Source organism: Pseudoalteromonas sp. T1lg122 (assembly GCF_002964825.1).
GTDB classification, from domain to species: Bacteria; Pseudomonadota; Gammaproteobacteria; order Enterobacterales; family Alteromonadaceae; genus Pseudoalteromonas; species Pseudoalteromonas gelatinilytica.
Genome location: NZ_PQCG01000007.1, coordinates 712,758 through 737,214, shown reverse-complemented (window position 1 = coordinate 737,214; position 24,457 = coordinate 712,758). Strand labels below are relative to the sequence as shown.

Sequence of the window (24,457 nt, the reverse complement as noted above, 5' to 3'; positions counted from 1 at the left end):
TTTATCACTGCGTTAGGCATCAAGGAAAGTATGGGCGATAATATGAAGGTCGGAGACTGGGTCAGAAGCTATGGTTCAGGGATATGGAGAGTTCATCGAATTCTAGAACTCAATGATTTTGATATTCAAAGTCAAACTAACAAACCTAGAACTGTTGTTTTCTCTTCACGCTTTGTAAACGACGCTTATAAGCGATCCTTTGCAACAGAATGCTGTGATTCAGCATTTGTTTATCATTTGCAACAAGCAGAGCGAGATGAACTCGATTCATTTATCAATCAGAATATTGATTTATATACTAAATTCAATGCTTATAAACCAAAATCCATTAACGCTATCTACAACGCAAAAATAAATATTCCAGTTTCAAAAAGTAAATCAGAGTTGGAAGATCTCTTAATTAGTTACCAATCATTATTTTTAGAGCAACTCTTTTGTCAGTTGAATTCTTCAGGTTTAGCATCAAGTGATAAAAAAGGTTGGACGGCACAATTTGTAGCTAAAGATCATGAGGCTGTTGATGGTAAATTAGTGTATAGCTTTTCAACGTTATTAACGTTTTAGATATTAAGAAATCCATTTAAAGAAGTTTTGATTTAATCTGTAAATTGCTTCATATGGAATAACTTAAAGAGGAATGTTTTTCATAATTCTTTAAGATAACGCGCAAGGAATTATTGTACAACTATCAATGCAACACACTTTAAAGATAAACAATTATAACTTTCTCTTTAAGGATAAGAACTGTAAGCTAAAAAAACAATAAGAAGGTTGTTTAAAGTTGGCTAGGAGATCGTTTTAGCGAATTTTATTCAAGCTTGATATGCCCATTTTGGGTTTCATAACTAAAGGAATATTACCAAATATGAAGTTATCAGTGTTTTTAATAGCGACATTATTATCTTTCAATTCTTTAGCATCAGATTATCAATCTGAAATTGATGATTTTTTTAAGCTTTACCAATCTGGTAAGGTAAATGAAGCCGTAGATTCGATTTACAAAACGAACAAATACGTATCTTCAATTCCTGATCAAGTTAAAAATGTTAAAACTCAATTGAATGCTCTTGAAGGACTCGTTGGAGAGATAAACAACGTAGGCAAAATAGACACCTATTTTGTAGGTGACAACTTTGTGCATGTTACCTATTTAGTTACTTATGATAGACAACCTTTACGTTATGAGTTTCAATTTTTTAAAGTAAAGCAAGGTTGGAGAGTCTATTCATTTTCGTTTGATGATGCTTTGACTAATGAGATCACTTCACTAGCTAGAGAAGCGGCATTATCTTCTAAAAAGTGAAGGTAACTAGGTCAATTACACAGCATTTGTTAAAAGAGCGAATGCTGTGATGTTTATTTTAAAATACTTACTATAGCAACTCGCTATTTCACTAAAAACTCTGAATTTGCGTTACTCGTAATTGGTAGTGATCCCTTTTGACCTTTTAAAAAGGTTGCTGTTTTGGATTCGGCAATTCTATTATGAAATCAAAAGAACATATATTAGTGATATTCAAACATAACAAGAAATTAAAAAAGGATAAAACAGTCGGCGTTTGCTTCTCCGTCGCTGATTTAGCCAAGCATTTATGCGCCTAATAGTAATGGCGCTGTTCTCAAAAGGAGATTGGTATTAAGCTCAATAGTTTCATCGATAAAATAGAATCGCTATCTGACAGTGAAAGATGCGACTTTTTTCGAATGTTAGCTCACTCATTAACTGTGTCTGTTCGTGTTTATTTGTGGGATAAGGAATTGGATCTCAGCGAAAAGCTCGATAGGATCAAATGGTTAAACGAAATCAATCATAGGGTGATCACCAAAATTATTGTGATACCATATGACAAAGAAGAAATTGAAAGCTTCATTGAAATGGTGAACGACTATATTGAAAAAAATCTGATGATTTATGAACAATTGGAACACTGTTTTAATTCGTCACTCCATCGTATCGGTGGCAAGTGAAAACTTATAAGGCTAACTGAGGTGCCATTAGCTGTCTTCCTATATATCCCCCCCCCAATCAACACCTAATCTGACCTAAAAATGAGAAAATAAGTTTAAATTAATATGGTGCGATAAATGTGCGATATAAATAAAAGAATGTAGAGTTTAGGTGCGATAAAGTAAATAGGTAAGTTAATTAACTAATTGAATAGAGTGTAGAAAAATGGTCGGCATAGCAGGATTTGAACCTGCGACCCCTGACACCCCATAATAATAACGATTAGCTTTAAGTAGCTTTAATTAGAATTAAGTAGGTGCATTTCATATTTTTTAATTTAATAAAATCAGTTGATTATATTTTTAATTAGGGATGATTAGCTCTAATTAGAAATAAGTAGTTGTTCTGCGTTTATGCTACATATATGCTGCATGTAGTTGGTTTATTAAAAGTAGGTGCTACATATGGCAACAGTAAAAATGCTTCTGAGTGACTCAACGTTAAGTAATATCCCTGATCAAATAAAACGTATCAATGATACTAAGCTGAGTGGCTTCCATGCTCGTGTAGGCAAACCAACTAACACCAATAAAACAGCTCGTGTAGCACTGTATTTGAATTATCGCTTGGGTGGCGCTAAGGGCAAACAGCGTAACTACCATCTTGGCTACTACGGTGAACGTGAATTAAAGCAAGTGAGAAAAGAGGTAGAAAGTTTAAAAGGTCGCATTGCTTCAGGCGAAGATGTTTATGAAACAAGACAACAGAATATTAAACAGCAATTCATTGAAGATACATCACCCACAGTTGAGGCACTATTTCAGGAGTTCTACACGCGCTTTATCAAGGTACACCGTAAAGATCCTATAGAGGTTGAGCGTATGTTTAATAAAGACGTTCTACCAGCGATAGGAGGCGTAAAATTAAAAGACATTACCCGCCGCGATATTTTAAGCAAAGTATTAGACCCAATAACCGACAGGGGAGCTGGTACTCAAGCCAATAAAACTCTTTCAATTCTCAAACAGATGTTCGACTTCGCTGTTGAGCGAGACCTAATGCAGGGCAATCCGATAAGCACTGCAAAGAAAAAGAACGTTGGCGGTATTGAAAAGTCGCGGACACGCGCTCTTGAGTTTGAAGAATTGATACAAGTATTTGAGCGCTTGCCTAAGCTAGGTGTAAGTACTCAAGTTATATATGCGTTGAAATTTATTGCGTTAACTGGTTGCAGGCCGATAGAAGTGACTGGAGCACAGTGGAGTGAATTCGACTTTGAAAAGATGATATGGACCATTCCTGCCGAGCGAGTAAAACAAAACAAAGGAGGGGAGCGAATTCACAAAGTGCCAATTACTCAAAATATGATAGTTATGCTTGATGGATTAAGAGCTTCATTCAGCTATTTAGGCTCAAAATATGTGTTTCCTAGTACAAGCTGTACCACGAACGCAGTAGGTGAACAGCCCATTGATAGGCACTCACTTTCAAGGGCGGTAAACCGAAAACAAAACGAGCTAGGTGTACCAAAGTTTGTGCCCCATGATCTGCGAAGAACAATGGCTACACGGTTAGGTGATGATGATATTGGCGCTGATCCGATTGTGGTTGAGAAGATACTTAACCACCAGTTGCAAGGTATGCAAAAGGTTTATAACTTGCAAGAATATATGATGGATAGAAAGGTTGCTTTGTTAAAATGGGAAAGTAAGCTTTTTGGTAAAGCGAGAATTTAGTATTACTCATTAGCATAATCACACCAATCTAAGGCTTTTGTAGTCAAAAATGGGTAAATTCATACGTTAGTGTATCTTATTAATTACTCTTTGAGTATGATTAAGACTAAGAATACACCTACATTAGAGGTGAAGGGATGAAACTTAAAAGTATATATTTAAAAGATAGTCTTAAAAACATCACAATAGAAAACACAACTTTTGAAAATTTAACAATTTTTGTAGGTACTTCAGGTGCAGGGAAAACCACCATCATGAATGCTATTTACACAGTGATTCATATTGCGAAAGGGAATTCTTCTCCTGGAGATTCTTGGGATATCGAGTTCATAGACAATCATGATAGGGAAATTAAATGGTCAGGAACGTTTTCAGCTAATATCGAGTTAGACCTATCTGATGATGAAGATGATGATGAAATAGAGGTTTCAGCTGTTGAAAATGAGTTTCTTTATATCGAAGGTAAATTAATCTTTGAAAGAAACGAGGACTCAATAAAATATAATGATAACTCTTTGCCTCTTATTGATAAGAACACCAGCCTATTATATTTAATGAGAAATGATAAACTCATTGAGACTGTGTATGATTCTTTAAGTAGTGTTAAAATTGCTACAAATAACTCAAGGGATTTTACAAATAATACAGCACTACAGTTAGTAAGAAATGAAGCATGTGAGAAAAATAAAAAACTCATGGCGGACGAAAACCTGAATATAAAGCAGTTTAGCGAAAAGTTTCCAGAACTAACTTGTCGTGAAAAAATGTATTATTGCTTTAACGGAGATAAAGAGTCATTCGAAGAATTTGAATACATGTATACATCTATCTTCACGAATGTAGAAAAGGTTATAGTCGAAGACTTTCAAGATATCCGTCACAGAATAAACCGATCAGCAATCCTTATTAGATTAGAGTTGAGCGATGGTACAATTATTGACCAAGGCAGTATGTCTTCAGGGATGTTTAAATCCTTAACTATTTTGGCTGAGCTTTTATTTTCATCAGATAAGAGTATTTTAGTTATCGATGAAATAGAAAATAGCTTAGGAATTAATTGTCTTTCCGATATTCTAGAAATTATTCAGTCTAATCGCTCTCAAGCGATATTAAGTACTCACCACCCTAAAGTAATAAATAATATTCCGCCTAGCAAGTGGCGAATCGTTTCTCGTAAAGGCGGTGAAATTAAAACTTACAAAGCTGAAAGCATCAATAACTCATCTAGCCAACATGATAAATTTTTGCAACTGATAAATAGTGAAATCTATCTTAATGGGGCAGTAGGATGAAAATGTATTTTTTAGTGGAGGGTAGAGGTACAGAAATGAGGGTTTACCCAAAGTGGGTAAATGCTTTTTTGCCTAAACTTCCCTTCCATAACGATTATGAGAGCTTTAAGAGTAGCGATAACGGATTTTATTTGATGTCTGGAGATGGATATCCTTCAATCCTAAACGAAATTGATAACGCAATTGTTAATGTAAATAATATTGGAAATGTTGACTATTTATTTATCGTTTTAGACTGTGATGAAGATTGTGAAAAAGAACGTTATCAAGAAGTAATAAATAAAACTGCTCCTCAAAATCTCAATGAGCGCACCGAAATTAAAGTAATTATTCAAAAAAGATGCTTTGAAACTATTTTATTAGGTAATAGAAAAGTTATTCCTAGAAACTCTAATAATGCGCAATTTGTTAGTTATTTCAATTACCATGATGTCACGTTACAGGATCCCGAGCTAATGGGTAATTTCTCCGATGATTTTACCCATTCCCAGTTTCATGCGGAATACCTTCGTAAGGCTTTGATGGATAAAAGAATAAAATACTCAAAGGGAAACCCTAAAGCCATATTGTGCGAGAGCTTCACAAATGAACTTATTAAAAGAGTTAAGGAAACCGATCACCTACCAATGTTTCAGAATTTTGTAGGGATTATGGAGGAGATATCTTTAAAGCATAGAGCTTATGCTTAAGCCATCTAAAATAAATATACCGTCGTGATTTCTGGCCTAAAATGCCCCATCTCTTGTGAAACGGTCTCTAAGGCCGTTTCATACTTATACCCCAAGCTTTTCAGTTCAACCATTCGTTCCTGAGCATAACTATGTCTAAGACCGTGAGCGCCTGTAGAGAATAGCAAAGTGCGGTTAGAAGCTTTTGAAAATGAGTCTGACCATTTTTTACCGCCAGCTATGTTGTAACGCTGAGAATAGTTAATTTCTCTGTCAATTACTGTGATTGGTTGAGCTAAGCGTTGTTGCTCTAGCTGAGAAGCAAGGATATTGGGAATAAGAACATGACGAATCAAGCCGCCTTTGCCAACTACTGTGTAAAGTTCACCATTTCGGCCTTGCCATTTTGAGTCTAGAGCAGGGCGTTTATCTGGATTTCGCTCATTGGTCTTGGCAAGTGTAAGCAGCTCATGGGCTCGAAGGCCGGCCGCATAAGCGATTTGTGTTGCGAGTTGATTCCTTTCTGTTTGTCTATGTGAAATAGCAGTAGCTTGTTCAGTTGTGTAAGCTCGAGAGCACCTTATCTCGTCTAAACATGACTTTACTCGGTAGAGAGTTTCTTTCGGTTGTAATTTACCGTTTAATTGCATCATGGCTTGTATCGCTTGGCGTTCCATATCCAGGGCTTTTTGACCAACGACCTCAGCTCTGTAATCAAGATACATACGTGCTTGCTGAATAGTCATAGCCTGAATACCATTAATGCCGATATCTTTAGACCAGTTGGCAACCGTTTTTAGCGACTGCATATAGTTTCTAGCAGTGCCTAAAGACTTTATGCGTTGTGCTTTAGTTAGTCCTTTAATGACATTTTTTGCTTGAGTTTCAGCTTTCGCAAACTTAGGCATTTTTGTCGACCCACCTTTTAACAGTCGTCCATTCTACATTGACACCTTTCATTTCAAGCCAACGTTGTAATTCAGCTTTGCTTGCACCCGCTTCGTAGAGTTTGCAAAGATGAGTGCGGTATTTATCCAGTTTGGACGGTTTATGTCGCTTACGGGCTCGTAGTTTAGTATGCGCTTTTAACAAAGCGACTTCAGTATTTGCATTAAAAGTCATGGTGTTCTCCTAGGTTGTAAGATTAACTGGCAACTAGGTTACTCAGCGACACTAAAGCCTATTCGCCCCTGTTTTTCGCACATGCGAAAGGCTCGGACCGATCTCGCCTTAATTTATTTCCTCTTTACGTGAAAACGGCAGCAGAGAGCGCCGGTATAACGCCTTAAATGTGGCGTGAGACATGACTATTAGATTGAAGGGAGTGAGGGTCCTCACTACGTGTTGTCGGCAGCTGAACAGCGCCGTTTTTTGTAAATGCCCATTGGGCTATTTCAATATCAGGTTAGCGTTAAAATTGCTTAGGTGCAATCTGCAAATAAAAACCTGCGTATAAGCTATGAAAAACCAAGACCCCCGCTATGAAGCGAGCGATTTATCGCTTCGACATAGCGGGGGGCGTAGCCCCTTTTAAAAGAGGAGGGAATTGCTCATGATGCCTCGGTTAAATAGGGCTTGGTTTTTAGGAAAATTTGCAGTTGAGTACAAACGGATTTAGGCTTAGATAGGTATCGATCGTTGGAGTATAAGTATGGGTCCTGTAATCGTCAGTAACTTACTCATCCTGGGTGTTGTTTTGTTCTTTTATTTGCTGTTTCATAGCGTGTCTCAGAGCAAAACAGAAAATTGAAGCGAAGCATGCTTATTGTAACCTTAGCTTCTACCTGTTAGTCCATGAAATAAAGATGAAGACCAATACTCGTAAAGGCCAATAAGTTCTAAATAATTTTGGTCACCCCATTTTACTAAATCCGCTACGACGCTCTCCGTAGATAGAACATGTGATAGTTGGAATGCGCCTTTGACATCCTTTATTCCTTGCTGAGTCGTTCGCCCCCAAACTAGTGAGCTGCCAGCTATTTGTACTGCTTCCTTGTTACAACTAACTTCATACCCCTCCGGTTCTTGGGCAACTTCTAATAATAGTTGGAAGGCTCTTTTGTTTCGATGGTGCTTTAGCTGGTCTCGGTGGTACAAAGTTAAAAATTTATACTTTTGATATTCGATTTCGCATTTCATTTCGGTTATGAATTTACGGCCTTTTTCATCCTCTAATAAGAAATCAAGCGTGTAGTGACGACCGTCTTTATCGTAAATAGTTGGCCTTCCCAAATCGACGAAAGGTGACCTTTCGTTGTTACACCATATTCTGAAGATTTCTTCGTTAAATATGCCAAAGACTCTTGATAGGAATTTGTCTCTTTTGGATTTTCCTTTGTAAGGCTTGTCTTCAGATATGAATAGGCTTTCGAAATTCATTTTAATTCTCCGGAGGTTCAGTTTGTTGTTGCTCTCTAATTTGTTCACAGTAAATTTTATTAACTGTTATAACAAACTGGTATTCACTCTGGGCTAGTTTCTTTTGTATTTGAGTATTTCTTCTGCGAGTGTATCTTCTTCACAGAATAAAAATGCAGTTGGAACTTCTAACACTAGCGCGAGTGCTTTAACAGTTTTAAAGTCAGGAGTGTGAACACCTCTTTCATACTGGTTCATTCTGGCAGAGGCTGAGAATGTGTCCATTCCTGCCAGAATTCCGAGTTCTTTTTGGGATAGACTTTTTGCCTTTCGAGCTTCTTTTAGTCGTTTCGGAAAAGGCGATTCATCGTTAGTTTTCATATAAATACAAAGTAAACTTGAAAACTAAGATTTTCTTAGCTTTAATATGATTTAGATACTCAGGAATCCTTAGTTTTGTGGGGTGTATATGTTTTTGAAAGCACTAAAAGCTACAGCGCTGATTGCATTGGAAGTGATGTTGGAAGATGACGGTAGGAAGAAATCAGACCAAGATAAGTTCATTGAAGAGCATGGTGATGGCGCTGGGAATGTAAACTTTTATGGAGATGAGCACACAGAGCAAGAGGCTCGCGACGCGCATGACCGAGGTGAGTTTTATTATTGATTTATCTTATAATTACTGCCAACCTTAATTCGGGTTTTTACAATGGCACTGGGATACGCAGCCCTAGGCTGCGTAGCTTACTAAAATACGCAAGACGTAACTTTTTGGCGAGTTAGGTGTTTTATATTATACACATATTTCAGTAATTCTATTCTCGCCTGTATCAAGTGTTTCCGACACTACATAACCTTTAGATTCCATATCCTTTATGAGTTTCATGAATGTTTTGTAGTTTGTATTAGTTACTCTAAAGCTTGGATCTATTGCTTTCATCCTATCGTTTGCCACTGAAACATTAGTCGGTAGGTTACTTTGATTCATGTTTCTAACTGCTTGAATAAACAGCCTATCAATATCATTAGATACTTTAGGCGCAGTGTCAGGGCAAAAATCATCAAGAAATAGTAAATTATCAAAGGACTTTGTGAGGATAGCTCTATCTTTATCTGACTTCTTACATACAAGCCAAACTTCTTTACCAAACTTCCTCAACTTGTCCGCAATTACAGTAAAGTCGGCATCACTTGTCATAAAGCAGTAGCGGTCAATCCTAGGTGTATCTAGGTAAAGTGACTCAAATGCATCTAAACTTAGAATCAGGTCGGAGCGATTCTTTTCGGATCCTATTTTAGGTGTATCTACAATATTAAAATTATGTTCTACTATTTGTTTCTTTAGGGATTTTTTGGCTCTGGCTTGGTTTCCATATGCTGCTTTAATTGCAAATATACAGTTATAGTCATCATCAGCACTTAAGAATGAGTTCATTACGTCTTCTAAAACAAACTCCGATGAAGCTACATTTTCCATGTCAATGTATACGGCAATATTTAAATTCTGTTTTTTCATTAGATTCCAGTCCATGGTCCGGTTTTAAGATAGCTTATATCATACTTTATTTTCAGATACTTCCAAGATCCTTGAGGCAACGTTTTACCAAATTCCTTTGCCAGTGCTTTAGTTTGAAACCCAGGTATATTAGCTTCATATAATGCAGCAATAGCTTGCATCGGGTTAGCTATTACAGGATGTGAAGAAGTAATTATTTGATTACCGTGTTTAGTCGAGTAAGTCCAATCTACATCAGATACTTCTGTTGCTTGCCCTGAAGAGTTATAGAACAGTTTTGACTGGGATACTTTTGTTAAAAACCACATGGGAATTATTCCTATTATTGGTGGGTTAAGCCTCTTCACGGGTTTCTATCAGCTCCATTTTATATTTTGAATTACCGCTCCAATCATGAAAAAAGAGCCTAGCTTCTTCTTTAGAGTCAAACCTAGCAGCTTTAGACATCTTGCAAGGGCGTTTATTGTTAGATAGGTAGATGCCATCATAATGGGAAAAGTGCCAAGGCCAAGACAGGTCGGTATTTGGATCGAAAATTCCAATCCTGTATACCATCTTCATTTCTTTTCTATCTCGGAGCTCTTCAGTTGCCATCAATACGTTGCCCATAACTCGAAGCCACTGGTCGGGATAATTTTTCTTCACTCTGCGTAAAAAAGCGCGGGTTTGGGTTTTATGAAAAAGTACGCTTAGTAGCTCTTCATCACTGACTTTGTTTGCCATGAAAGTTAAATCCTTTTAAAAATTATTAGTTCAAGTAGTGAGTTAGCTTTACTTTTAACTAATCATACCTTAGCCTAAATGGACTGGTTAAATCCAGTGCCAAAAAAGGCGCTTCTAGCAAGCTGCCTGTTACACGTAACGAGGAAACAAACGGCTTTTCATAAGCACGGTTGATACGTTTTTAACAGGTTTGGTTAGTTAGGAGGGCTCATGTCCACATTTATTACCACAAAAGAAGCTGCAAAGTTTTTAAACTGCTCACCTCAGCATTTATACAATATCCGAAATAGACGCAAGGCTGCGCTTACACAAGGCGATTCTGATCTTGCTAAAAAGGTTGCTCCAGAGGCGATCAAAATTGGCGGGAAATTACTTTTTGAAGAGTCTGCGCTTGAAGCGTGGCTAAGAAAGTACGGCGACGTTGCTTAACTTGCGAATACGGCAGGCGTAAGCAACAAAACTATCCGCCTGCCGTGTTGAATTTACTCCAACACGGATATTTTATGACAAATGCCGCGAAACAGCTAGTTTCTGCTGTGCCTTTGAGTGTGCGAGAAAAGCTCATTCAAAGACTTTATAACACCACTCCACCAAGAACATTATGCACAAATGAAGATATAACGAAGGGACGTTACCGTTTTGGTGAAATAGCTTTGGATGAATACCTCCATGTTCAAGTTAATCCAAAAGCTATTCAATATTGGCTGATCTTTGATATTGATGACGAATCAGCATTTTCTTGGGAAGACAATTTACTTCCAGCCCCAAATATAATTGTTAGTGGTCCATCTATAAGCAAATTAGATAAAGTAGAGGCGCAAGGGGGGGCGCATCTGCTTTACGCTATTCAGGGCGTTACAACGAGCCTTAAAGGTAGGCGCAAACCAATCGCGTTTCTGAAGTATGTAAATCAAGCTATGCGAATAAAGCTAGGTGCAGACGAGGGCTATACAGGACCACTCTGTAAAAACCCGCTCCACTCCCATTGGAAAACGACCTTCTTACATGCGCATGAATACAGTTTAAATGAACTAAATGACTTCTTACATAAGCCTAAAAGAGAGTATGGTCATGGATTTGACTGGAATAGTGTGGCCAACTCCCGTAACTGTTACTTATTTCATCAACTGCGGTTCATTGCCTATAAAAGAATTAATTACGCCAGAGAAAATTGGCGATTTGAAGATTGGCGTAAACATCTATTTGAGGTTGCGGAAACCTTAAATAACTTTGCAGGATTCGGACTAGAAAAAGAATATCCGATGCAATACAAAGAATTGCAGTCGATTACTCAAAGTGTAGCGTCTTGGACCTGGCAAAAGTACTTTCCTAACCACAATCGAGGGGTTGCAGGAACTTGGTTGTATCAAATACCTATCCAATCGACAGCACTGGCTCAACGTGAAGGCGCGCGTTATACCCATCAGAAAAGACGTGAAACCTCTGAAGCGTTACTAAGGCAAGCAATTAGTAAATTAATCGACACAGGCCACAAACTTACTCAAAAGAACATTGCACTTGAGACTGGACTTACTCGACAAACAGTCGCGAAGTATAAGCAATTAATTGATGATGTTAAGTATGCTGCCCCTCAGGGTATTAGGGGTTAAGGGATATAAATTTAGGGCAGTACAAGTAGTATGTATGTAGCTGTTAAATGGAGAAGTAGAGCAAGCTACATATATGCTACATCTATATAATGTTAACTGATCTAAGTTGCTACATTGCTTCGTATAAACTTAGTTAACTTATTGACTAGGATGTAGAAAAGATGGTCGGCATAGCAGGATTTGAACCTGCGACCCCTGACACCCCATGACAGTGCGCTACCAAGCTGCGCTATATGCCGACGTTGCAAGCCATAGTACGGCTTTTTTTATAAAAATCAATATCCCCGCAGTTTGATTGCTTGTTTATTGTTCAGGTAATCCACATTAAATCAATGGGCTAGAGGTTAATCTAGCCAATCGTTGATCGTTTTGTACATAAAGTCGCGTATTAATGGTTGAGCATCGGCATTTGGGTGCAGGTTATCGTTTTGCATAAGTTCTGGCCGGCCTGCAATGCTAAGCATGAAAAAGGGCATGAGCTCAGAATCTGTTTCATCGGCAATGGTTTTAAAGCTATCGGTGAAAAGTTTGGTATAACGCGGGCCATAGTTTGGTGGAATTTGTACTTCCATTATGGCGGTTTTCGCCCCAATTTTTTGGCTTTTTGCAATTAAATCACGTAAGTTAGCTTGCAGGCGTTTAATAGGGAAACCTCGTAAACCATCGTTTCCGCCAAGCTCAATGAGTACATGAGTGGGTTCAAATTCGCTCAGTAACGCGTCGAGCCGTCTTAGGGCGCCGCCTGTGGTTTCACCGCTAATACTGGCGTTTACTAGGTATACAGATTGGTCTTTTTCATCGTACTTATCTTGTAACAATTTAACCCAGCCTTGCTCTTGTTTAAGTCCGTAAGCGGCGCTTAAACTGTCACCTAGAATTAAAATTGTGTTGTCAGCTGCTGCCGTAAGTGGTTTGATTACTAACAGTAAAACGAATATAAAACGTAGGATTGGATGCATCATATGTCAGCGCTTTCTCAATTAAACATCATTCAAGTTAAAGGACTTACTAAAACGGTCACCACGGTTGAGGGCGACCTGACCATCCTCAGTGACATCAGCTTTAATGTCAAGTCGGGTGACTCAGTTGCCGTGGTGGGCACCTCTGGTTCGGGTAAGTCTACTTTATTAAGTTTATTGGCGGGCCTTGACCAATCAACTGGAGGCAGTATTCATTTAGACGGAGCCGCATTACACGAATTAGATGAAGAAGCACGCGCAGCACTTCGCGCTGAAAAAGTAGGATTTGTATTTCAGTCTTTCATGCTTGTACAAAGCTTAACAGCTCTTGAAAATGTAATGCTTCCAGCAGAACTTGCGGGTAGCAAAGATGCTAAACAACAAGCACTTGAGTTACTTGAAAAGGTAGGCTTAAGACATCGTGTTGGTCATTACCCATCGCAATTATCTGGCGGTGAGCAGCAACGTGTAGCAATTGCGCGTGCATTTATTGGCACACCGAAAATCTTATTTGCCGATGAACCATCAGCAAACCTTGATAGCAAAAACGGTAAGTTAATTGAGTCTTTATTATTTGAATTAAATAAAGAGCACGGCACGACACTCATTTTAGTAACCCATGATGAGCAGCTTGCACAAAAGTGTCAGCAAATTTTACACATTGAAGCAGGGCAGTTAGTTACTGTAAAAGAAAGCGAAGGAGTGCAAGCGAATGTGGGCTAAATTAGCACTAAAACTGTTTTCACGTGAGTTTAAGCGTGGCGAATTAACAGTGATCAGTGCAGCAATAGCCTTAGCTGTACTCACTGTTTTAACTCTGTCCATGGTTACTGACCGTATAGGCCAAAGTATTGAAGAAAAGAGCAGTGCCTTTATTGCGGCTGATCGCGTTTTAGCAAGTAATCATGTTTTACCTGCCGAGTTTTTAGAAAAAGCCAACCAAGATAACTTACGCACCGCAAAAATAACCTACTTCGACACCATGTTATTTGCCGGTGACGAAATGCAGCTTGGTTCGGTTAAAGCGGTATCAAACACCTATCCGTTAAAAGGTGAGTTAAAAGTAAAAACTAGCCTGACTGGCCAAGCAGAAGTAACAACCGAGATCCCAAGCCGTGGTGAAGTATGGTTAAGTGAATCGGTGTTTTATGCGCTGAATATTAACGTGGGCGATAAAGTAGAGCTTGGCGCAGCTACGTTTACGGCTAGTCATGTTGTAGCTGAAGAGCCAGATGCGCCGTTTAATGTGTTTTCAAGCAGCCAGCGGATCTTAATCAATGAAGCAGACATTGCTGTTACAGAGGTAATTCAGCCGGGGAGTCGGGTATTTTACCGTCAACTTTATGCTGGCGACAAAGACAATTTAGATGCCTTTTATGCGTGGTTAAAACCACAAATGAAAGAAAACCAAAATTGGTATGGTGTTAAAGACCGCCAGTCACCAATTTCTAATAGTTTAAATCGCGCTGAGAGTTACTTATTGCTAGCAGGTTTGCTTGGCATTATTTTAGCTGCTGTTGCTATCGCGGTATCGGCAAAACGGTATTGTGAACGTCAGTACGACCCAGTTGCGATGATGAAAACGCTTGGCGGAAGTCGCGCTATGATCCGTAAAATCTATTTACTGCACTTAAGCCTTGTATGTTCAATGTCGGTGATTGTGGGTTTACTGATTGGTTATGGTTTACAAGCGATTGCCACTGATTATTTAGCACAAACCATGGGTTCAGCACTGCCTAGTGCATCGGCAAAACCTTGGATCATTGCAATTAGCACAGGCGTGATTTGTGCGGTAATGTTTTCGATTAAACCGCTACTCGATTTATTCGATATTCCGCCGCTGCGTGTACTTCGCCGTAACTTAGGTGACCGTTTATTAGTAAGTAAAGTGCACTTGGCTATGTCGGCACTTACTGTGTTTTTATTGATGTGGTTATTTAGTAACAACCTCAAAATAAGTGCAATTTTGTTCCTTTCGACGGCATTTTTAATTGCTGTGTTATTTGGTCTATCAAAGGTTATTTTTGGTGGTGGCCGCAAACTTGGCTTGAGTCCGGGCAATAGTTGGTCATTGGCGATTGCATCAATTCAAAAGCGTGCCAATGTGAATGCCGTGCAATTAATTAGCTTTGCTTTGGCTATCAAGCTATTACTGTTTTTAATTGTACTTAAGAACGACATGATTTCAGACTGGCAGTCTCAGCTTCCTGAAAATGCACCTAATTCATTTTTAGTGAACATTACTGAGCAAGAGTTAGAGCCTATTACTAGCTTCTTAGCGCAAAACGATATGCCCACGTCTGATTTCTATCCGGTTGTGCGTGGTCGCGTAAATGCCGTTAATGGTGAGTTGGTTGCCCGCGAAGTATCACAAGAAGACAACGAAAAGAAAGACGAAGAAGCCCGCTCTGGTATTGGCCGTGAGTTAAACCTAACTTGGCGTAAAGACTTACCTAATCAAAACGAGCTTATCGACGGTGCATGGTTTAGTGAAAACTCTGTGGCCGAGGCATCGGTCGAAGAGTCGATGCTTGAACGCCTTGATGTAAAAATTGGCGATACACTTACTTTCTTGATTGGTGCGCAATCATTCGATGCAAAAATTACCAGTGTGCGCAAGGTTAATTGGACAACGCTTAAACCTAACTTCTTTATTATTTTAAGTCCTGATGTGCTAGCGAGTTTTCCTGCTACTTATATTTCATCAGTGAATGTAAAAGCAGAGAAAAAACGAGAGTTTAATGAGCTAATGCGTCAATATCCGACGGTTAACGTGATAGATGTTGAGAGTTTCATTAAACAAATTCGTTCAACCATAGAGCAAGTATCGTTAGCGATTGGCTTTGTACTCGCGATTGTGGTTGCCTGTGGCGCTTTAGTACTTATTTCACAAGTGCAAGCAAGTTTAGGCGAGCGTATGCAAGAGATTGTTATTTTGCGAACCTTAGGTGCGAAAGGGCGCTTAATTAAAAATGCCACCTTATATGAGTTTTTATTATTAGGCGTTACCGCAGGCTTAGTGGCTGCCATCGTCAGTGATATTGCCCTGTTAATAGTACAAAAACAAATATTTGATTTAGCAGGTAAGTTCCACCCTCATATTTGGGTGATTGGCCCAGCAGTGGGGGGCTTATTTGTGGCATGTTTAGGTTATTTGATGATAGCGCGCACAATGCGAAAAAATACCCAAGGCTTATTACGCTCGCTCGCGTAAATGTCTTAATTAAATGTTGACTATAAAATGCTCGCAATTGCGGGCATTTTTTATGAATTGCAATTGGTTACTGGTAATTTATACAGTGCTCTGGCATTATTAAGCGCAGATAATAATGATAATAGACGAGTCAGTTAGTTGGCGATTATTTTAGGAATTGATCCTGGTTCACGATTAACAGGGTACGGCGTGATTGCTCACCAAGGTGCTAAGTTCACTTATTTAGGCAGTGGCTGCATTAAACTGGCCGATCATGATTTTCCGGTACGCTTAAAAATGATTTACCAAGGGATCAGTCAATTGGTAGAGCAATTCTCCCCAGACAGTTTTGCTATCGAAAAAGTGTTTATGGCGCATAACCCCGACTCGGCACTTAAACTAGGCCAAGCACGTGGTGCAGCGATTGTTGGTGCTTCAATGGCAGAGCTGCCAGTTTATGAATATTCAGCTAGGCAAATTAAGCAGGCCGTCGTAGGTAATGGCGGAGCCGATAGTCTCAAGTACAGCATATGGTTAAAAACATTTTAAAGCTGCCAGGTACCCCTCAAGCCGATGCCGCAGATGCCTTAGCAATTGCTATTTGTCATGCACACTCAGAACAAAATTTAATAAAACTTGCGGGTAGTGCGAGCAAAACCGTAAGAGGACGATTAAGGAAGTAATATGATTGGTCGATTAAATGGCTTACTTGTTGAAAAGCAGCCACCAGAAATTCTTATCGAAGTAAGTGGTGTAGGCTACGAAGTGCAAATGCCCATGACTTGCTTTTATGATTTACCAGCAGTGGGTGAGCAAGCGATTATTTATACCCATTTTGTGGTACGTGAAGATGCCCAGCTATTATTTGGCTTTAACAACAAAACCGAGCGCGCTTTATTTAGAGAACTTTTAAAAGCCAATGGTGTAGGGCCAAAACTTGGTCTTGCTATTTTATCGGGTATGTCGGCGCAGCAATTTGTAAGTTGTGTTAATAATGAAGATGCGACCACACTGGTTAAACTGCCGGGTGTTGGTAAAAAAACGGCTGAGCGTTTAGTGCTCGAAATGAAAGACAGGCTTAAAAATTGGGGTAATGACTTATTTACGCCATTTAGCGATAATGCCGTCATTGAGCCATCAAGTAATGATACCCTTGTGGCAAACAATGCTGCCGATGATGCTGTATCGGCACTTGTGGCATTAGGCTATAAGCTACCGCAAGCACAAAAAGCGGTTAAAACAGTGAACAAACCAGATATGACGACCGAGGTTCTAATTAAAGAAGCTCTAAAATCAATGTTGTGAGTAAACCATGATTGAAGCAGATCGCTTAATAGATGCGAGTGAACAAAGTAACGAAGACAGTGTTGATCGCGCCATACGACCAAAACTGTTAACCGATTACACAGGCCAGCCGCATGTTAAGCAACAAATGGAAATTTTCATTGAGGCAGCTCGCCATCGAGGCGAAGCGCTGGATCACTTATTAATATTTGGTCCACCGGGTCTTGGTAAAACCACACTTGCAAACATTGTAGCCAACGAGCTTAACGTTAATATTAAAACGACGTCGGGGCCAGTACTGGAAAAAGCAGGCGATTTAGCCGCGCTTTTAACGAACCTTGAAGAAGGTGACGTACTGTTTATTGATGAAATACATCGTTTGAGCCCGCAAGTCGAAGAGATTTTGTATCCCGCAATGGAAGATTATCAGCTGGATATAATGATAGGTGAAGGCCCTGCAGCGCGCTCAATAAAGCTCGATTTACCACCATTTACTCTAATAGGCGCGACAACGCGTGCAGGATCACTCACTTCACCTCTTAGAGACCGCTTTGGTATTGTTCAACGATTAGAGTTTTATTCTGTTGAAGACTTATCAAAAATTGTTGCCCGTTCAGCACGCTTTTTAGAATTAACGATGTGCGATGAAGGCGCAACAGAAATCGCCAAGCGCTCACGTGGTACGCCGCGAATAGCGAACCGTTTATTACGCCGCGTTCGTGATTACACCCAAGTGAAATCAGACGGTAAAGTGAATGCTACAGTTGCAGAGCAAGCCCTCGATATGATTGATGTCGATAAAAGCGGTTTTGACTACATGGATAGAAAATACTTGCTAGCTATCATCGAAAAATTTATGGGCGGCCCCGTTGGCCTTGATAACCTCGCGGCTGCGATTGGCGAAGAAAAAGAAACCATTGAAGATGTAATAGAGCCGTTTTTAATACAACAAGGCTTTATACAACGCACCCCACGCGGACGACTTGTTTCAGATATCGCTTATTTACACTTTGGGCTAACGCCAGCGAAATAACTAAAACCCCGCGAAGCGGGGTTTTTTGTAGTTAGACATTAGAAGTTAGGTTTTTTAGTAGTTAGACTTCAGAAGTTAGATATCAGTTGATCGAGAGGGTGGTTTTATTTTTTTGTGTAATTAAACATAAAGCTTGCTATCTATGAAATTGGTTTTACTTTGTTCTAACCACTAACCACTAACCACTAACCACTAACCACTAACCACTAACCACTAACCACTAACCACTAACCACTAACCACTAACCACTAACCACTAACCAGTGGATTGTTGTCTCATTTTAACATCTGTAATTCACATGCTGTTAAGTTATCGGTAGGTATTCTCGTTGACGTTTGAATAGGCAAAAAAAAGCCCGCATAAGAATGCGGGCAAACAACAAGTTGAAGGAAGTAATCCAGGGAACTACGGTCTACTTAAATAAGGTTTTATCCAGATTTAAGCAAACCTGAGCAATACGAAACTTCATATTGCTAAAAACGGAGCTTAATGAAAGAAACTTTCATGAGGTTGCTAGCTCGGTATAGGTAAATAATACGCAATGGTGGATTTTTCTTCAAACTAGAAAAATTTTATTTTCAGATAAAAAAAACTAATGTGAGCAAAAAATCTAATTGTTTTCTTTTTGTTCACTTTTTGTCTGTTTATGTTTTAAATCACTGAATAAAAGGCTTTTTATAAATTTTGTGATCTTTATTCAGGATTAGTTTAAGTATTATGTAGTAGATTTGCAAAAGTGCTTTTGGGTGTTTATGCGTTATTTATGAATAAACGCCGTGTTTTTGAGTGTTTTGGTTGCTTTTTAGTGTCACTGTAATGACTTATTATTAAGGTGAAAATATGCATAAAAGTGTTGATAAAAGCTAATATGGCTAAAAAATAACTAAGCAAATTGCTTTTTACCGTTATTTGCCGCTAATTCACAGCAAGAGCGTTGTCAGTTCATAACTGACTAGATACACTAGATGTAACTTTTGGCCACCTTTGTGGTCAATAAATGCAAGTGTAAAAAATATAACAAATTACATAGAAATCTATTTTAGGAGTTTAACGTGGGATCAGGGCTTAACTTTTTAGATCTTATTCTAGAAGCCAGTGTACTTGTCCAGCTAGTAATGTTGGCATTAGTCGGTATGTCGGTAATGTCATGGGCAATTATTTTTCAACGTAAAAAAGCGATTTCTGATGCACTTAATGGCGCAAAGCGTTTTGAGCAAAAATTTTGGTCAGGTATTGACCTAAGTAAATTATATAACGAAGTATCAGCTCGTCCTGGTGGTGCATCAGGTGTTGAAGCATTATTCGTTGCTGGTTTTAAAGAGTTTGCACGTCATAAGAAAAATACATTTCAAAGTGCAAGCATTGTTATGGAAGGCACACACCGTTCAATGCGTGTTGCGTTATCACGTGAAGTTGAAAAGCTTGAGTCTAGCTTATCGTTTTTAGCAACCGTGGGTTCTATTAGCCCTTATATCGGTCTGTTCGGTACGGTTTGGGGTATCATGAACGCATTTATCGCATTAGGTGAAGTTAAACAAGCCACTTTACAAATGGTTGCACCGGGTATTGCCGAAGCATTGATTGCAACAGCAATGGGTTTATTTGCTGCAATCCCTGCGGTAATTGCTTACAACCGTTTTGCTAACAAAGTAGAAAAGCTTGAAGGTAATTACATTAACTTCATGGAAGAGTTCGCCAATATTTTACACCGCCAAGCAGCTGCGCAAATAGAGGCTAAAGCGAATGTATCAGCGTAAGAAACGTCGCCCTGTTGGGGAGATAAACGTAGTACCTTACATTGATGTAATGTTGGTACTGCTAATCATATTTATGGCAACTGCACCGCTTATTACCCATGGCGTAAAAGTAGATTTGCCGAAAATGGAAGAATCGGATTTAGTTGATACTAAAGACACACCACCGATCATTGCATCAATTGATGCTGAGGGTAAGTACTATGTAAGTATTGGTACTGATCCTGAAGCGCCAATGGAAGCGTTGGATGTTGCGGCGGTGATTAAACTTCAATTGCAAAAGAATCCAGATACACCTGTGATGATCAAAGGTTCAGGCCGTGTTTCTTATCAAGAAGTGCTGCTGCTTATGGACTTTTTGAAAAATGCCGGTGTGCCTTCAGTGGGTCTTATGACCGAATCATTTGAGGGGACGAAAGGCTAGTATGGGTGCATCAGTAGTAAAGTCAGTTCTTTTGCATCTTGCTATAGCTGGTTTATTAGTAGCAACAGCGAGTTTTCACATGCCAGCACCTAAGGTGATGGAAGTGACGCTGAATCCTGCTTTGCCGGAACCTGAAAAAGCGGTTGCTGCGGTAACTGTTGATCAGCAAAAGGTTGAGCAAAAAATTGCCGAGCTTAAAAAGCAAGAAGAAGCAAAAAAACAAGCCGAAGCAAAACGTATTCGTGATCTTGAGCGCCGTGCAAACGATGCACGTAAGCAACGTGAAGCTGAAGACCGTCGTCTTAAAAAGCTAGAACAGCAGCGCCGCGCAAAAGAGAAAGAAAAAGCAGAAGCAGAAGCACAAGCGAAAAAAGCACGTGAAATTCAAGAGAAAGAACGTGCCAAAGCGCAGCAAGCAGAAAAGCAAAAGCAAGAAGCCGAAGCCGCTGCGAAAGAGGCTGCTGAAAAACGTAAAGCTGAAGAAGAAGCGTTAAAGAAAGCGGAAGAAGAACGCAAGCGTAAAGCGGCCGAAGCAGAAGCTGAACGTAAACGCAAAGAAGAAGAAGCCGAACGTAAACGTCAGCAAGCATTGCAAGAGCAAATGCTGCAAGAACAATTAGCTGCTGAACAGGCTGCACGTAATAAAGTGCGTCAGCAACAAGTAGTGGGCGAAGTTGAAAAATATAAAGCGTTAATTATGGCGCGCATTCAGCAAAACTTCTTAAAAGATGAGAAGATGAAAGGCAAAGAATGTCGTCTTAATATTCGTCTTGGTTTCAATGGCTTAGTGACTCAAGTAAAATCACTGGGCGGCGATACCTTGGTATGTGAAGCGGCAATGCGCGCAGTGCGTATGGCAGATACATTACCAGTATCACCAGACCGTGAAGTATTTGAGCAACTTAAAAACATTAATTTAACTATAGCGCCTCAATTTTAAAGGAATGATATGTTTAACCAGATAAAAACAGCATGTTTTATTGTATTACTGGGCTTTCATGGCATTGCCAGTGCTGCACTAGAAATTGTGATCACCGATGGTATTGATGGTGCACGCCCAATAGCGGTTGTGCCATTTCAATATCAAGGTGTGGGAACGATCCCTGAAAAACTAAGTTCAGTAATTGCAGCTGACTTAATGCGCAGTGGTAAGTTTAAGCCAATTGATGTGAACACGATGCCGCAACTTCCTGCTGCTGACACTGACGTTGATTACGGTGCGTGGGTAAATAAAGGTGTTGAAGCAATCCTTGTTGGTAAAGTTGAACAACAATCGGGTGGTCGTTACTTAGTAAAGTATGAGCTCATCGATGTGATCCGTGGCCAAATTACCGGTGGCCAAACTCAAATGATGAGCAATGGCCAACTTGTTAAAAGCCAAGACCATATCTTAGATGCTCGTGAAAGTGTTATTGCAGAAAATGGCTTTCGCCGTTACGCGCACCGCATTAGCGATGTGGTTTATGAAGCATTAACAGGTGAAAAAGGTGCGTTTTTAACAAAGATTGCTTATGTGATTGTACGTGAAGAAGAGCCAAAGCCTTATCAACTAGTTGTTGCTGACTATGATGGTTTTAATGAGCAAGTGTTACTTCGTTCTAAAGAACCGTTAATGTCACCAGCCTGGTCACCTGATGGTACTAAGCTTGCTTATGTAACATTTGAAAATCGTCAAAGCCAAATTTACATCCAAGACTTATACACGGGTAAACGTGAGCTAATCACAAGCCATCCGGGTATTAATGGTGCACCACAGTTTTCACCAGACGGTAAAAAGTTACTTTTAGTGCTTTCTAAAGACCGCAATGGTGCAACAGAAGTGTATGTTTTAGACCTTGCAACTCGCAAAGAAAGACGTCTTACAAACCACCGTAGTATAGATACTGAACCATCGTGGTTCCCTAATGGTGAAGATATTGTGTTTACGTCTGAAAGGGGTGGTAATGCTCAGATTTATAAGTTAAATTTGCAAACTGGCAGGTCAAAACGCATGACGTTTGACGGAGATATGAACCTTGCAGGTTCGATTTCTCCAGACGGGAAAGAATTAGTGATGGTGAATCGTACCAACGGTCAATACCATCTTGCTAAGAAAGAGCTAGCTACAGGCGCGTTCCAAGTGTTAACACGAACTCGCCTAGATGAATCACCGAGTATCGCTCCAAACGGCTCGATGATTATCTACAGCACGCTTCATAATAATAAACAGGTGTTGGCGTTAGTTTCTATGGACGGTCGCTTTAAAGCACGCTTACCTGTGCTAAACGGACAAGTAAAGGCACCAGCTTGGTCGCCTTATTTACAGTAATTTTACTGGTTTACTCAATATAGGAATCAATTAAATGCAACTTAATAAAACTTTAAAAGGCCTGCTTATTGCTGTGCCAGTGATGACATTAGCGGCGTGTAGCTCTTCTTCAGGTGTTGATGAAGGTTCTGCAAACCAATCTAACCAAGGTATGGTTGAGCAATCAAACAACACTGATACTGTTGAAGTTGCAACACTTACTCCAGAGCAACAAGCTGAAGAAGCACTTCGTGAAAAATACGAAGCGTTACGTCAAGAGCAAATCATTTACTTTGGTTTTGATAACGCAAAAATCCAAAGCCAATATGCTGAGCTTTTACAAGCACACGCTGAGTTCTTAGTACAAAACCCTTCAGTTAAAGTACTAATCGAAGGTCACGCAGATGAGCGCGGTACACCTGAGTACAACATCGCACTAGGTGAGCACCGTGGTCAAGCAGTAGAAAAATACCTACAAAGTTTAGGTGTTTCTGCTAGCCAAATGTCAGTTGTGAGCTATGGTGAAGAGAAGCCAATGGTTAAGTCTCGCACTGAAGAAGCGTTCGCGAAGAACCGTCGCGCAGTATTAGTTTACTAATAAAGAGTCATTATGAAGCCGAAAATTATTTTGGCAGCAATGATCTTAAGCGGGAGCACCCAGTTATGGGCTGCTCCCGCTCCTGTTTCAGAAGCTGCAAGCTCGCAATCGAGCATTGAGAAGCGTTTAGTCGCTTTAGAAAACATGATGAAGTCACGTAATTTATTGCAAGCTGAGCTTCAGCAGCAGCTTAATATTTTACAAGACGAAGTAAGCCAAGTACGTGGTATTACTGAAGAGCAAAGCTATAAGCTTGAAAAAGTACTTCAGCGTCAGCGTGAGCTTTATCAAGAGATTGAGAACCGTGTCAGCCAAGCGTATAGCCAGCCTGCTGCAACACAAACTCAACCTACGAACACTTATACGGATGTGGGTCCATCACAGGCAATTAGTTCAGATTTATCTGAAAACGAAGCCTATGAGCGTGCAGTGGCGTTAATCATGAAAGATAAGCGTTATGAGCAAGCAATACCTGAGTTTCAAACATTCTTAACGACTTACCCTAATTCAGTGTATGCATCGAATGCACATTATTGGTTAGGCCAGCTTTTAACAATTCAAAACGATCCAGCGGGTGCGACTGAGCACTTTAAAGTAGTTGTGAATGAATACCCAAATTCTAACAAGCGCCCTGATGCGATGTTAAAATTAGGAAACTTATTAGCGGATCAAGGTTTAGGCGAACAAGCCCTTAAAACCTTTAATGATTTAATTAATCAGTACCCAAGTACAACCGCTGCAAAATTAGCCACAGAACGTTTGTCGCAAATGTAGATTTGACCTGATTAGACTGCTTTTTGACTTAAGCGGTCTAAAATTAGGCATCTAGACATAAAAACTTAAAAAAAGAGATATTTTCTGTTGCACTCAGCATTTAAATAAGTATTATAAGCGCCCGCAGCAGGCGATTGGTAACAACAGCCGAATTGCGGAAAAAAGAGCGGGTCATTAGCTCAGTTGGTAGAGCAGTGGACTTTTAATCCATTGGTCGATGGTTCAAGTCCATCATGACCCACCATTCTATTAGAATGGTAATCTTTAATCGACGGATTTACGTATAGCTTTTATAAGCAT

At 39.6% G+C, this 24,457-nt stretch carries 26 protein-coding genes, 2 tRNA genes and 1 pseudogene; 20 read left to right on the top strand and 9 right to left on the bottom strand.

The genetic code is table 11. From position 1 onward, the window contains the following. The first annotated feature begins 30 nt into the window (after positions 1-30). The 5 genes from C2M33_RS08825 to C2M33_RS08800 all read left to right on the top strand — a co-directional run bounded on the left by C2M33_RS08825 (position 31) and on the right by C2M33_RS08800 (position 5,665). Positions 31-564, top strand: a complete 534-nt coding sequence (locus C2M33_RS08825) for a hypothetical protein (protein WP_105174294.1) — start codon at positions 31-33, stop codon at positions 562-564. 301 nt (positions 565-865) lie between these two features. Then, complete coding sequence (locus C2M33_RS08820) at positions 866-1,303, top strand: hypothetical protein (RefSeq protein WP_105174293.1); 438 nt, start codon at positions 866-868, stop codon at positions 1,301-1,303. Between the two features lie 1,109 nt (positions 1,304-2,412). Then, a complete protein-coding gene (locus C2M33_RS08810) occupies positions 2,413-3,684 on the top strand; it encodes a tyrosine-type recombinase/integrase (RefSeq protein ID WP_105174291.1) in 1,272 nt (423 codons plus the stop codon). A gap of 137 nt (positions 3,685-3,821) precedes the next feature. Beyond that, positions 3,822-4,976, top strand: coding sequence for an AAA family ATPase (locus C2M33_RS08805; protein WP_105174290.1), 1,155 nt, complete (start codon positions 3,822-3,824; stop codon positions 4,974-4,976). Between the two features lie 2 nt (positions 4,977-4,978). Beyond that, positions 4,979-5,665 (top strand): hypothetical protein, encoded by a 687-nt coding sequence (locus C2M33_RS08800; RefSeq protein ID WP_158685578.1) that lies wholly within the window; start codon positions 4,979-4,981, stop codon positions 5,663-5,665. Positions 5,666-5,670: 5 nt separating this feature from the next. Here C2M33_RS08800 and C2M33_RS08795 read toward each other — a convergent pair whose 3' ends face one another. From C2M33_RS08795 to C2M33_RS08780, 4 genes are all read right to left on the bottom strand, one after another. Beyond that, positions 5,671-6,552, bottom strand: coding sequence for a site-specific integrase (locus tag C2M33_RS08795; RefSeq protein ID WP_105174288.1), 882 nt, complete (start codon positions 6,550-6,552; stop codon positions 5,671-5,673). Further along, positions 6,545-6,766, bottom strand: coding sequence for a hypothetical protein (locus tag C2M33_RS08790; protein ID WP_105174287.1), 222 nt, complete (start codon positions 6,764-6,766; stop codon positions 6,545-6,547). The genes C2M33_RS08795 and C2M33_RS08790 overlap by 8 nt, the downstream gene beginning before the upstream one ends. A gap of 651 nt (positions 6,767-7,417) precedes the next feature. Then, positions 7,418-8,023, bottom strand: coding sequence for a hypothetical protein (locus C2M33_RS08785; RefSeq protein WP_105174286.1), 606 nt, complete (start codon positions 8,021-8,023; stop codon positions 7,418-7,420). A 93-nt stretch (positions 8,024-8,116) separates the two neighbouring features. Next, positions 8,117-8,383 carry a helix-turn-helix domain-containing protein gene (locus C2M33_RS08780; protein WP_105174285.1) on the bottom strand — a complete coding sequence of 89 codons (267 nt, stop codon included), beginning with the start codon at positions 8,381-8,383 and terminating at the stop codon, positions 8,117-8,119. A gap of 88 nt (positions 8,384-8,471) precedes the next feature. Between C2M33_RS08780 and C2M33_RS08775 the strand changes: the two genes are divergently transcribed. Then, on the top strand, positions 8,472-8,669 hold the full coding sequence (locus tag C2M33_RS08775) for a hypothetical protein (RefSeq protein WP_105174284.1): 198 nt from the start codon (positions 8,472-8,474) through the stop codon (positions 8,667-8,669). A gap of 126 nt (positions 8,670-8,795) precedes the next feature. Here C2M33_RS08775 and C2M33_RS08770 read toward each other — a convergent pair whose 3' ends face one another. Genes C2M33_RS08770 through C2M33_RS08760 form a run of 3 tightly spaced genes read right to left on the bottom strand, consistent with a single transcriptional unit; the run spans position 8,796 to position 10,241 of the window. Then, complete coding sequence (locus C2M33_RS08770; RefSeq protein ID WP_105174283.1) at positions 8,796-9,518, bottom strand: NYN domain-containing protein; 723 nt, start codon at positions 9,516-9,518, stop codon at positions 8,796-8,798. Beyond that, a complete protein-coding gene (locus C2M33_RS08765) occupies positions 9,518-9,826 on the bottom strand; it encodes a hypothetical protein (protein ID WP_105174282.1) in 309 nt (102 codons plus the stop codon). The genes C2M33_RS08770 and C2M33_RS08765 overlap by 1 nt, the downstream gene beginning before the upstream one ends. A 25-nt stretch (positions 9,827-9,851) precedes the next feature. Further along, positions 9,852-10,241 (bottom strand): hypothetical protein, encoded by a 390-nt coding sequence (locus C2M33_RS08760; RefSeq protein ID WP_105174281.1) that lies wholly within the window; start codon positions 10,239-10,241, stop codon positions 9,852-9,854. 210 nt (positions 10,242-10,451) lie between these two features. Here C2M33_RS08760 and C2M33_RS08755 point away from each other — a divergent pair, with 210 nt between their 5' ends. Both C2M33_RS08755 and C2M33_RS08750 read left to right on the top strand, forming a co-directional pair. Then, entirely contained in the window at positions 10,452-10,670 is a 219-nt protein-coding gene (locus C2M33_RS08755) for a helix-turn-helix domain-containing protein (RefSeq protein WP_105174280.1), read from the top strand. A 74-nt stretch (positions 10,671-10,744) separates the two neighbouring features. Continuing rightward, positions 10,745-11,851, top strand: coding sequence for a replication initiation protein (locus tag C2M33_RS08750; protein ID WP_105174279.1), 1,107 nt, complete (start codon positions 10,745-10,747; stop codon positions 11,849-11,851). Positions 11,852-12,013: 162 nt separating this feature from the next. On the opposite strand, the gene C2M33_RS08745 is transcribed toward C2M33_RS08750, so the two are convergent. Both C2M33_RS08745 and C2M33_RS08740 read right to left on the bottom strand, forming a co-directional pair. Then, positions 12,014-12,090, bottom strand: a tRNA-Pro gene (locus C2M33_RS08745). A gap of 105 nt (positions 12,091-12,195) precedes the next feature. Continuing rightward, positions 12,196-12,813, bottom strand: coding sequence for an arylesterase (locus C2M33_RS08740; RefSeq protein ID WP_105174278.1), 618 nt, complete (start codon positions 12,811-12,813; stop codon positions 12,196-12,198). Between C2M33_RS08740 and C2M33_RS08735 the strand changes: the two genes are divergently transcribed. The 12 genes and pseudogenes from C2M33_RS08735 (at position 12,814) to C2M33_RS08680 (ending at position 24,401) form a co-directional block, all read left to right on the top strand. Further along, complete coding sequence (locus tag C2M33_RS08735) at positions 12,814-13,533, top strand: ABC transporter ATP-binding protein (RefSeq protein ID WP_105174277.1); 720 nt, start codon at positions 12,814-12,816, stop codon at positions 13,531-13,533. It begins immediately after the preceding gene. Beyond that, the gene (locus C2M33_RS08730; protein ID WP_105174276.1) at positions 13,523-16,024 is read left to right on the top strand and encodes an ABC transporter permease; all 2,502 of its coding nucleotides are present in this window, start codon (positions 13,523-13,525) and stop codon (positions 16,022-16,024) included. The genes C2M33_RS08735 and C2M33_RS08730 overlap by 11 nt, the downstream gene beginning before the upstream one ends. Positions 16,025-16,162: 138 nt before the next feature. Continuing rightward, positions 16,163-16,686: pseudogene (gene ruvC, locus C2M33_RS08725) on the top strand (crossover junction endodeoxyribonuclease RuvC). A gap of 1 nt (position 16,687) precedes the next feature. Beyond that, the gene (ruvA, locus tag C2M33_RS08720) at positions 16,688-17,308 is read left to right on the top strand and encodes a Holliday junction branch migration protein RuvA (RefSeq protein WP_105174275.1); all 621 of its coding nucleotides are present in this window, start codon (positions 16,688-16,690) and stop codon (positions 17,306-17,308) included. 7 nt (positions 17,309-17,315) lie between these two features. Continuing rightward, positions 17,316-18,320 (top strand): Holliday junction branch migration DNA helicase RuvB, encoded by a 1,005-nt coding sequence (gene ruvB, locus C2M33_RS08715; protein WP_105174274.1) that lies wholly within the window; start codon positions 17,316-17,318, stop codon positions 18,318-18,320. A 1,052-nt stretch (positions 18,321-19,372) separates the two neighbouring features. Further along, entirely contained in the window at positions 19,373-20,077 is a 705-nt protein-coding gene (tolQ, locus tag C2M33_RS08710; protein WP_063704733.1) for a protein TolQ, read from the top strand. Further along, on the top strand, positions 20,064-20,498 hold the full coding sequence (gene tolR, locus C2M33_RS08705; RefSeq protein ID WP_054561289.1) for a protein TolR: 435 nt from the start codon (positions 20,064-20,066) through the stop codon (positions 20,496-20,498). Before tolQ ends, tolR begins: the two co-directional genes overlap by 14 nt. Before the next feature lies 1 nt (position 20,499). Continuing rightward, the gene (gene tolA / locus C2M33_RS08700; RefSeq protein ID WP_063704736.1) at positions 20,500-21,438 is read left to right on the top strand and encodes a cell envelope integrity protein TolA; all 939 of its coding nucleotides are present in this window, start codon (positions 20,500-20,502) and stop codon (positions 21,436-21,438) included. 9 nt (positions 21,439-21,447) lie between these two features. Then, the gene (tolB, locus tag C2M33_RS08695; protein ID WP_063704738.1) at positions 21,448-22,806 is read left to right on the top strand and encodes a Tol-Pal system beta propeller repeat protein TolB; all 1,359 of its coding nucleotides are present in this window, start codon (positions 21,448-21,450) and stop codon (positions 22,804-22,806) included. A gap of 34 nt (positions 22,807-22,840) precedes the next feature. Further along, a complete protein-coding gene (gene pal, locus C2M33_RS08690; protein ID WP_063704740.1) occupies positions 22,841-23,383 on the top strand; it encodes a peptidoglycan-associated lipoprotein Pal in 543 nt (180 codons plus the stop codon). 12 nt (positions 23,384-23,395) lie between these two features. Continuing rightward, positions 23,396-24,157 (top strand): tol-pal system protein YbgF, encoded by a 762-nt coding sequence (gene ybgF / locus C2M33_RS08685; protein WP_063704742.1) that lies wholly within the window; start codon positions 23,396-23,398, stop codon positions 24,155-24,157. Positions 24,158-24,325: 168 nt separating this feature from the next. Beyond that, positions 24,326-24,401, top strand: a tRNA-Lys gene (locus tag C2M33_RS08680). The last annotated feature ends 56 nt before the right edge of the window (positions 24,402-24,457 follow it).

Coding starts and splice junctions, on each gene's coding strand:
- C2M33_RS08775 (WP_105174284.1), top strand. CDS start 8,472: ATGTTTTTGAAAGCACTAAAAGCTACAGCGCTGATTGCATTGGAAGTG.
- C2M33_RS08755 (WP_105174280.1), top strand. CDS start 10,452: ATGTCCACATTTATTACCACAAAAGAAGCTGCAAAGTTTTTAAACTGC.
- ruvB (WP_105174274.1), top strand. CDS start 17,316: ATGATTGAAGCAGATCGCTTAATAGATGCGAGTGAACAAAGTAACGAA.
- C2M33_RS08810 (WP_105174291.1), top strand. CDS start 2,413: ATGGCAACAGTAAAAATGCTTCTGAGTGACTCAACGTTAAGTAATATC.
- ybgF (WP_063704742.1), top strand. CDS start 23,396: ATGAAGCCGAAAATTATTTTGGCAGCAATGATCTTAAGCGGGAGCACC.
- C2M33_RS08825 (WP_105174294.1), top strand. CDS start 31: ATGGGCGATAATATGAAGGTCGGAGACTGGGTCAGAAGCTATGGTTCA.
- C2M33_RS08780 (WP_105174285.1), bottom strand. CDS start 8,383: ATGAAAACTAACGATGAATCGCCTTTTCCGAAACGACTAAAAGAAGCT.
- tolA (WP_063704736.1), top strand. CDS start 20,500: ATGGGTGCATCAGTAGTAAAGTCAGTTCTTTTGCATCTTGCTATAGCT.
- C2M33_RS08800 (WP_158685578.1), top strand. CDS start 4,979: ATGTATTTTTTAGTGGAGGGTAGAGGTACAGAAATGAGGGTTTACCCA.
- C2M33_RS08730 (WP_105174276.1), top strand. CDS start 13,523: ATGTGGGCTAAATTAGCACTAAAACTGTTTTCACGTGAGTTTAAGCGT.
- C2M33_RS08760 (WP_105174281.1), bottom strand. CDS start 10,241: ATGGCAAACAAAGTCAGTGATGAAGAGCTACTAAGCGTACTTTTTCAT.
- C2M33_RS08820 (WP_105174293.1), top strand. CDS start 866: ATGAAGTTATCAGTGTTTTTAATAGCGACATTATTATCTTTCAATTCT.
- C2M33_RS08805 (WP_105174290.1), top strand. CDS start 3,822: ATGAAACTTAAAAGTATATATTTAAAAGATAGTCTTAAAAACATCACA.
- C2M33_RS08765 (WP_105174282.1), bottom strand. CDS start 9,826: ATGTGGTTTTTAACAAAAGTATCCCAGTCAAAACTGTTCTATAACTCT.
- pal (WP_063704740.1), top strand. CDS start 22,841: ATGCAACTTAATAAAACTTTAAAAGGCCTGCTTATTGCTGTGCCAGTG.
- C2M33_RS08750 (WP_105174279.1), top strand. CDS start 10,745: ATGACAAATGCCGCGAAACAGCTAGTTTCTGCTGTGCCTTTGAGTGTG.
- tolR (WP_054561289.1), top strand. CDS start 20,064: ATGTATCAGCGTAAGAAACGTCGCCCTGTTGGGGAGATAAACGTAGTA.
- C2M33_RS08740 (WP_105174278.1), bottom strand. CDS start 12,813: ATGATGCATCCAATCCTACGTTTTATATTCGTTTTACTGTTAGTAATC.
- ruvA (WP_105174275.1), top strand. CDS start 16,688: ATGATTGGTCGATTAAATGGCTTACTTGTTGAAAAGCAGCCACCAGAA.
- C2M33_RS08795 (WP_105174288.1), bottom strand. CDS start 6,552: ATGCCTAAGTTTGCGAAAGCTGAAACTCAAGCAAAAAATGTCATTAAA.
- C2M33_RS08790 (WP_105174287.1), bottom strand. CDS start 6,766: ATGACTTTTAATGCAAATACTGAAGTCGCTTTGTTAAAAGCGCATACT.
- C2M33_RS08735 (WP_105174277.1), top strand. CDS start 12,814: ATGTCAGCGCTTTCTCAATTAAACATCATTCAAGTTAAAGGACTTACT.
- C2M33_RS08785 (WP_105174286.1), bottom strand. CDS start 8,023: ATGAATTTCGAAAGCCTATTCATATCTGAAGACAAGCCTTACAAAGGA.
- C2M33_RS08770 (WP_105174283.1), bottom strand. CDS start 9,518: ATGAAAAAACAGAATTTAAATATTGCCGTATACATTGACATGGAAAAT.
- tolB (WP_063704738.1), top strand. CDS start 21,448: ATGTTTAACCAGATAAAAACAGCATGTTTTATTGTATTACTGGGCTTT.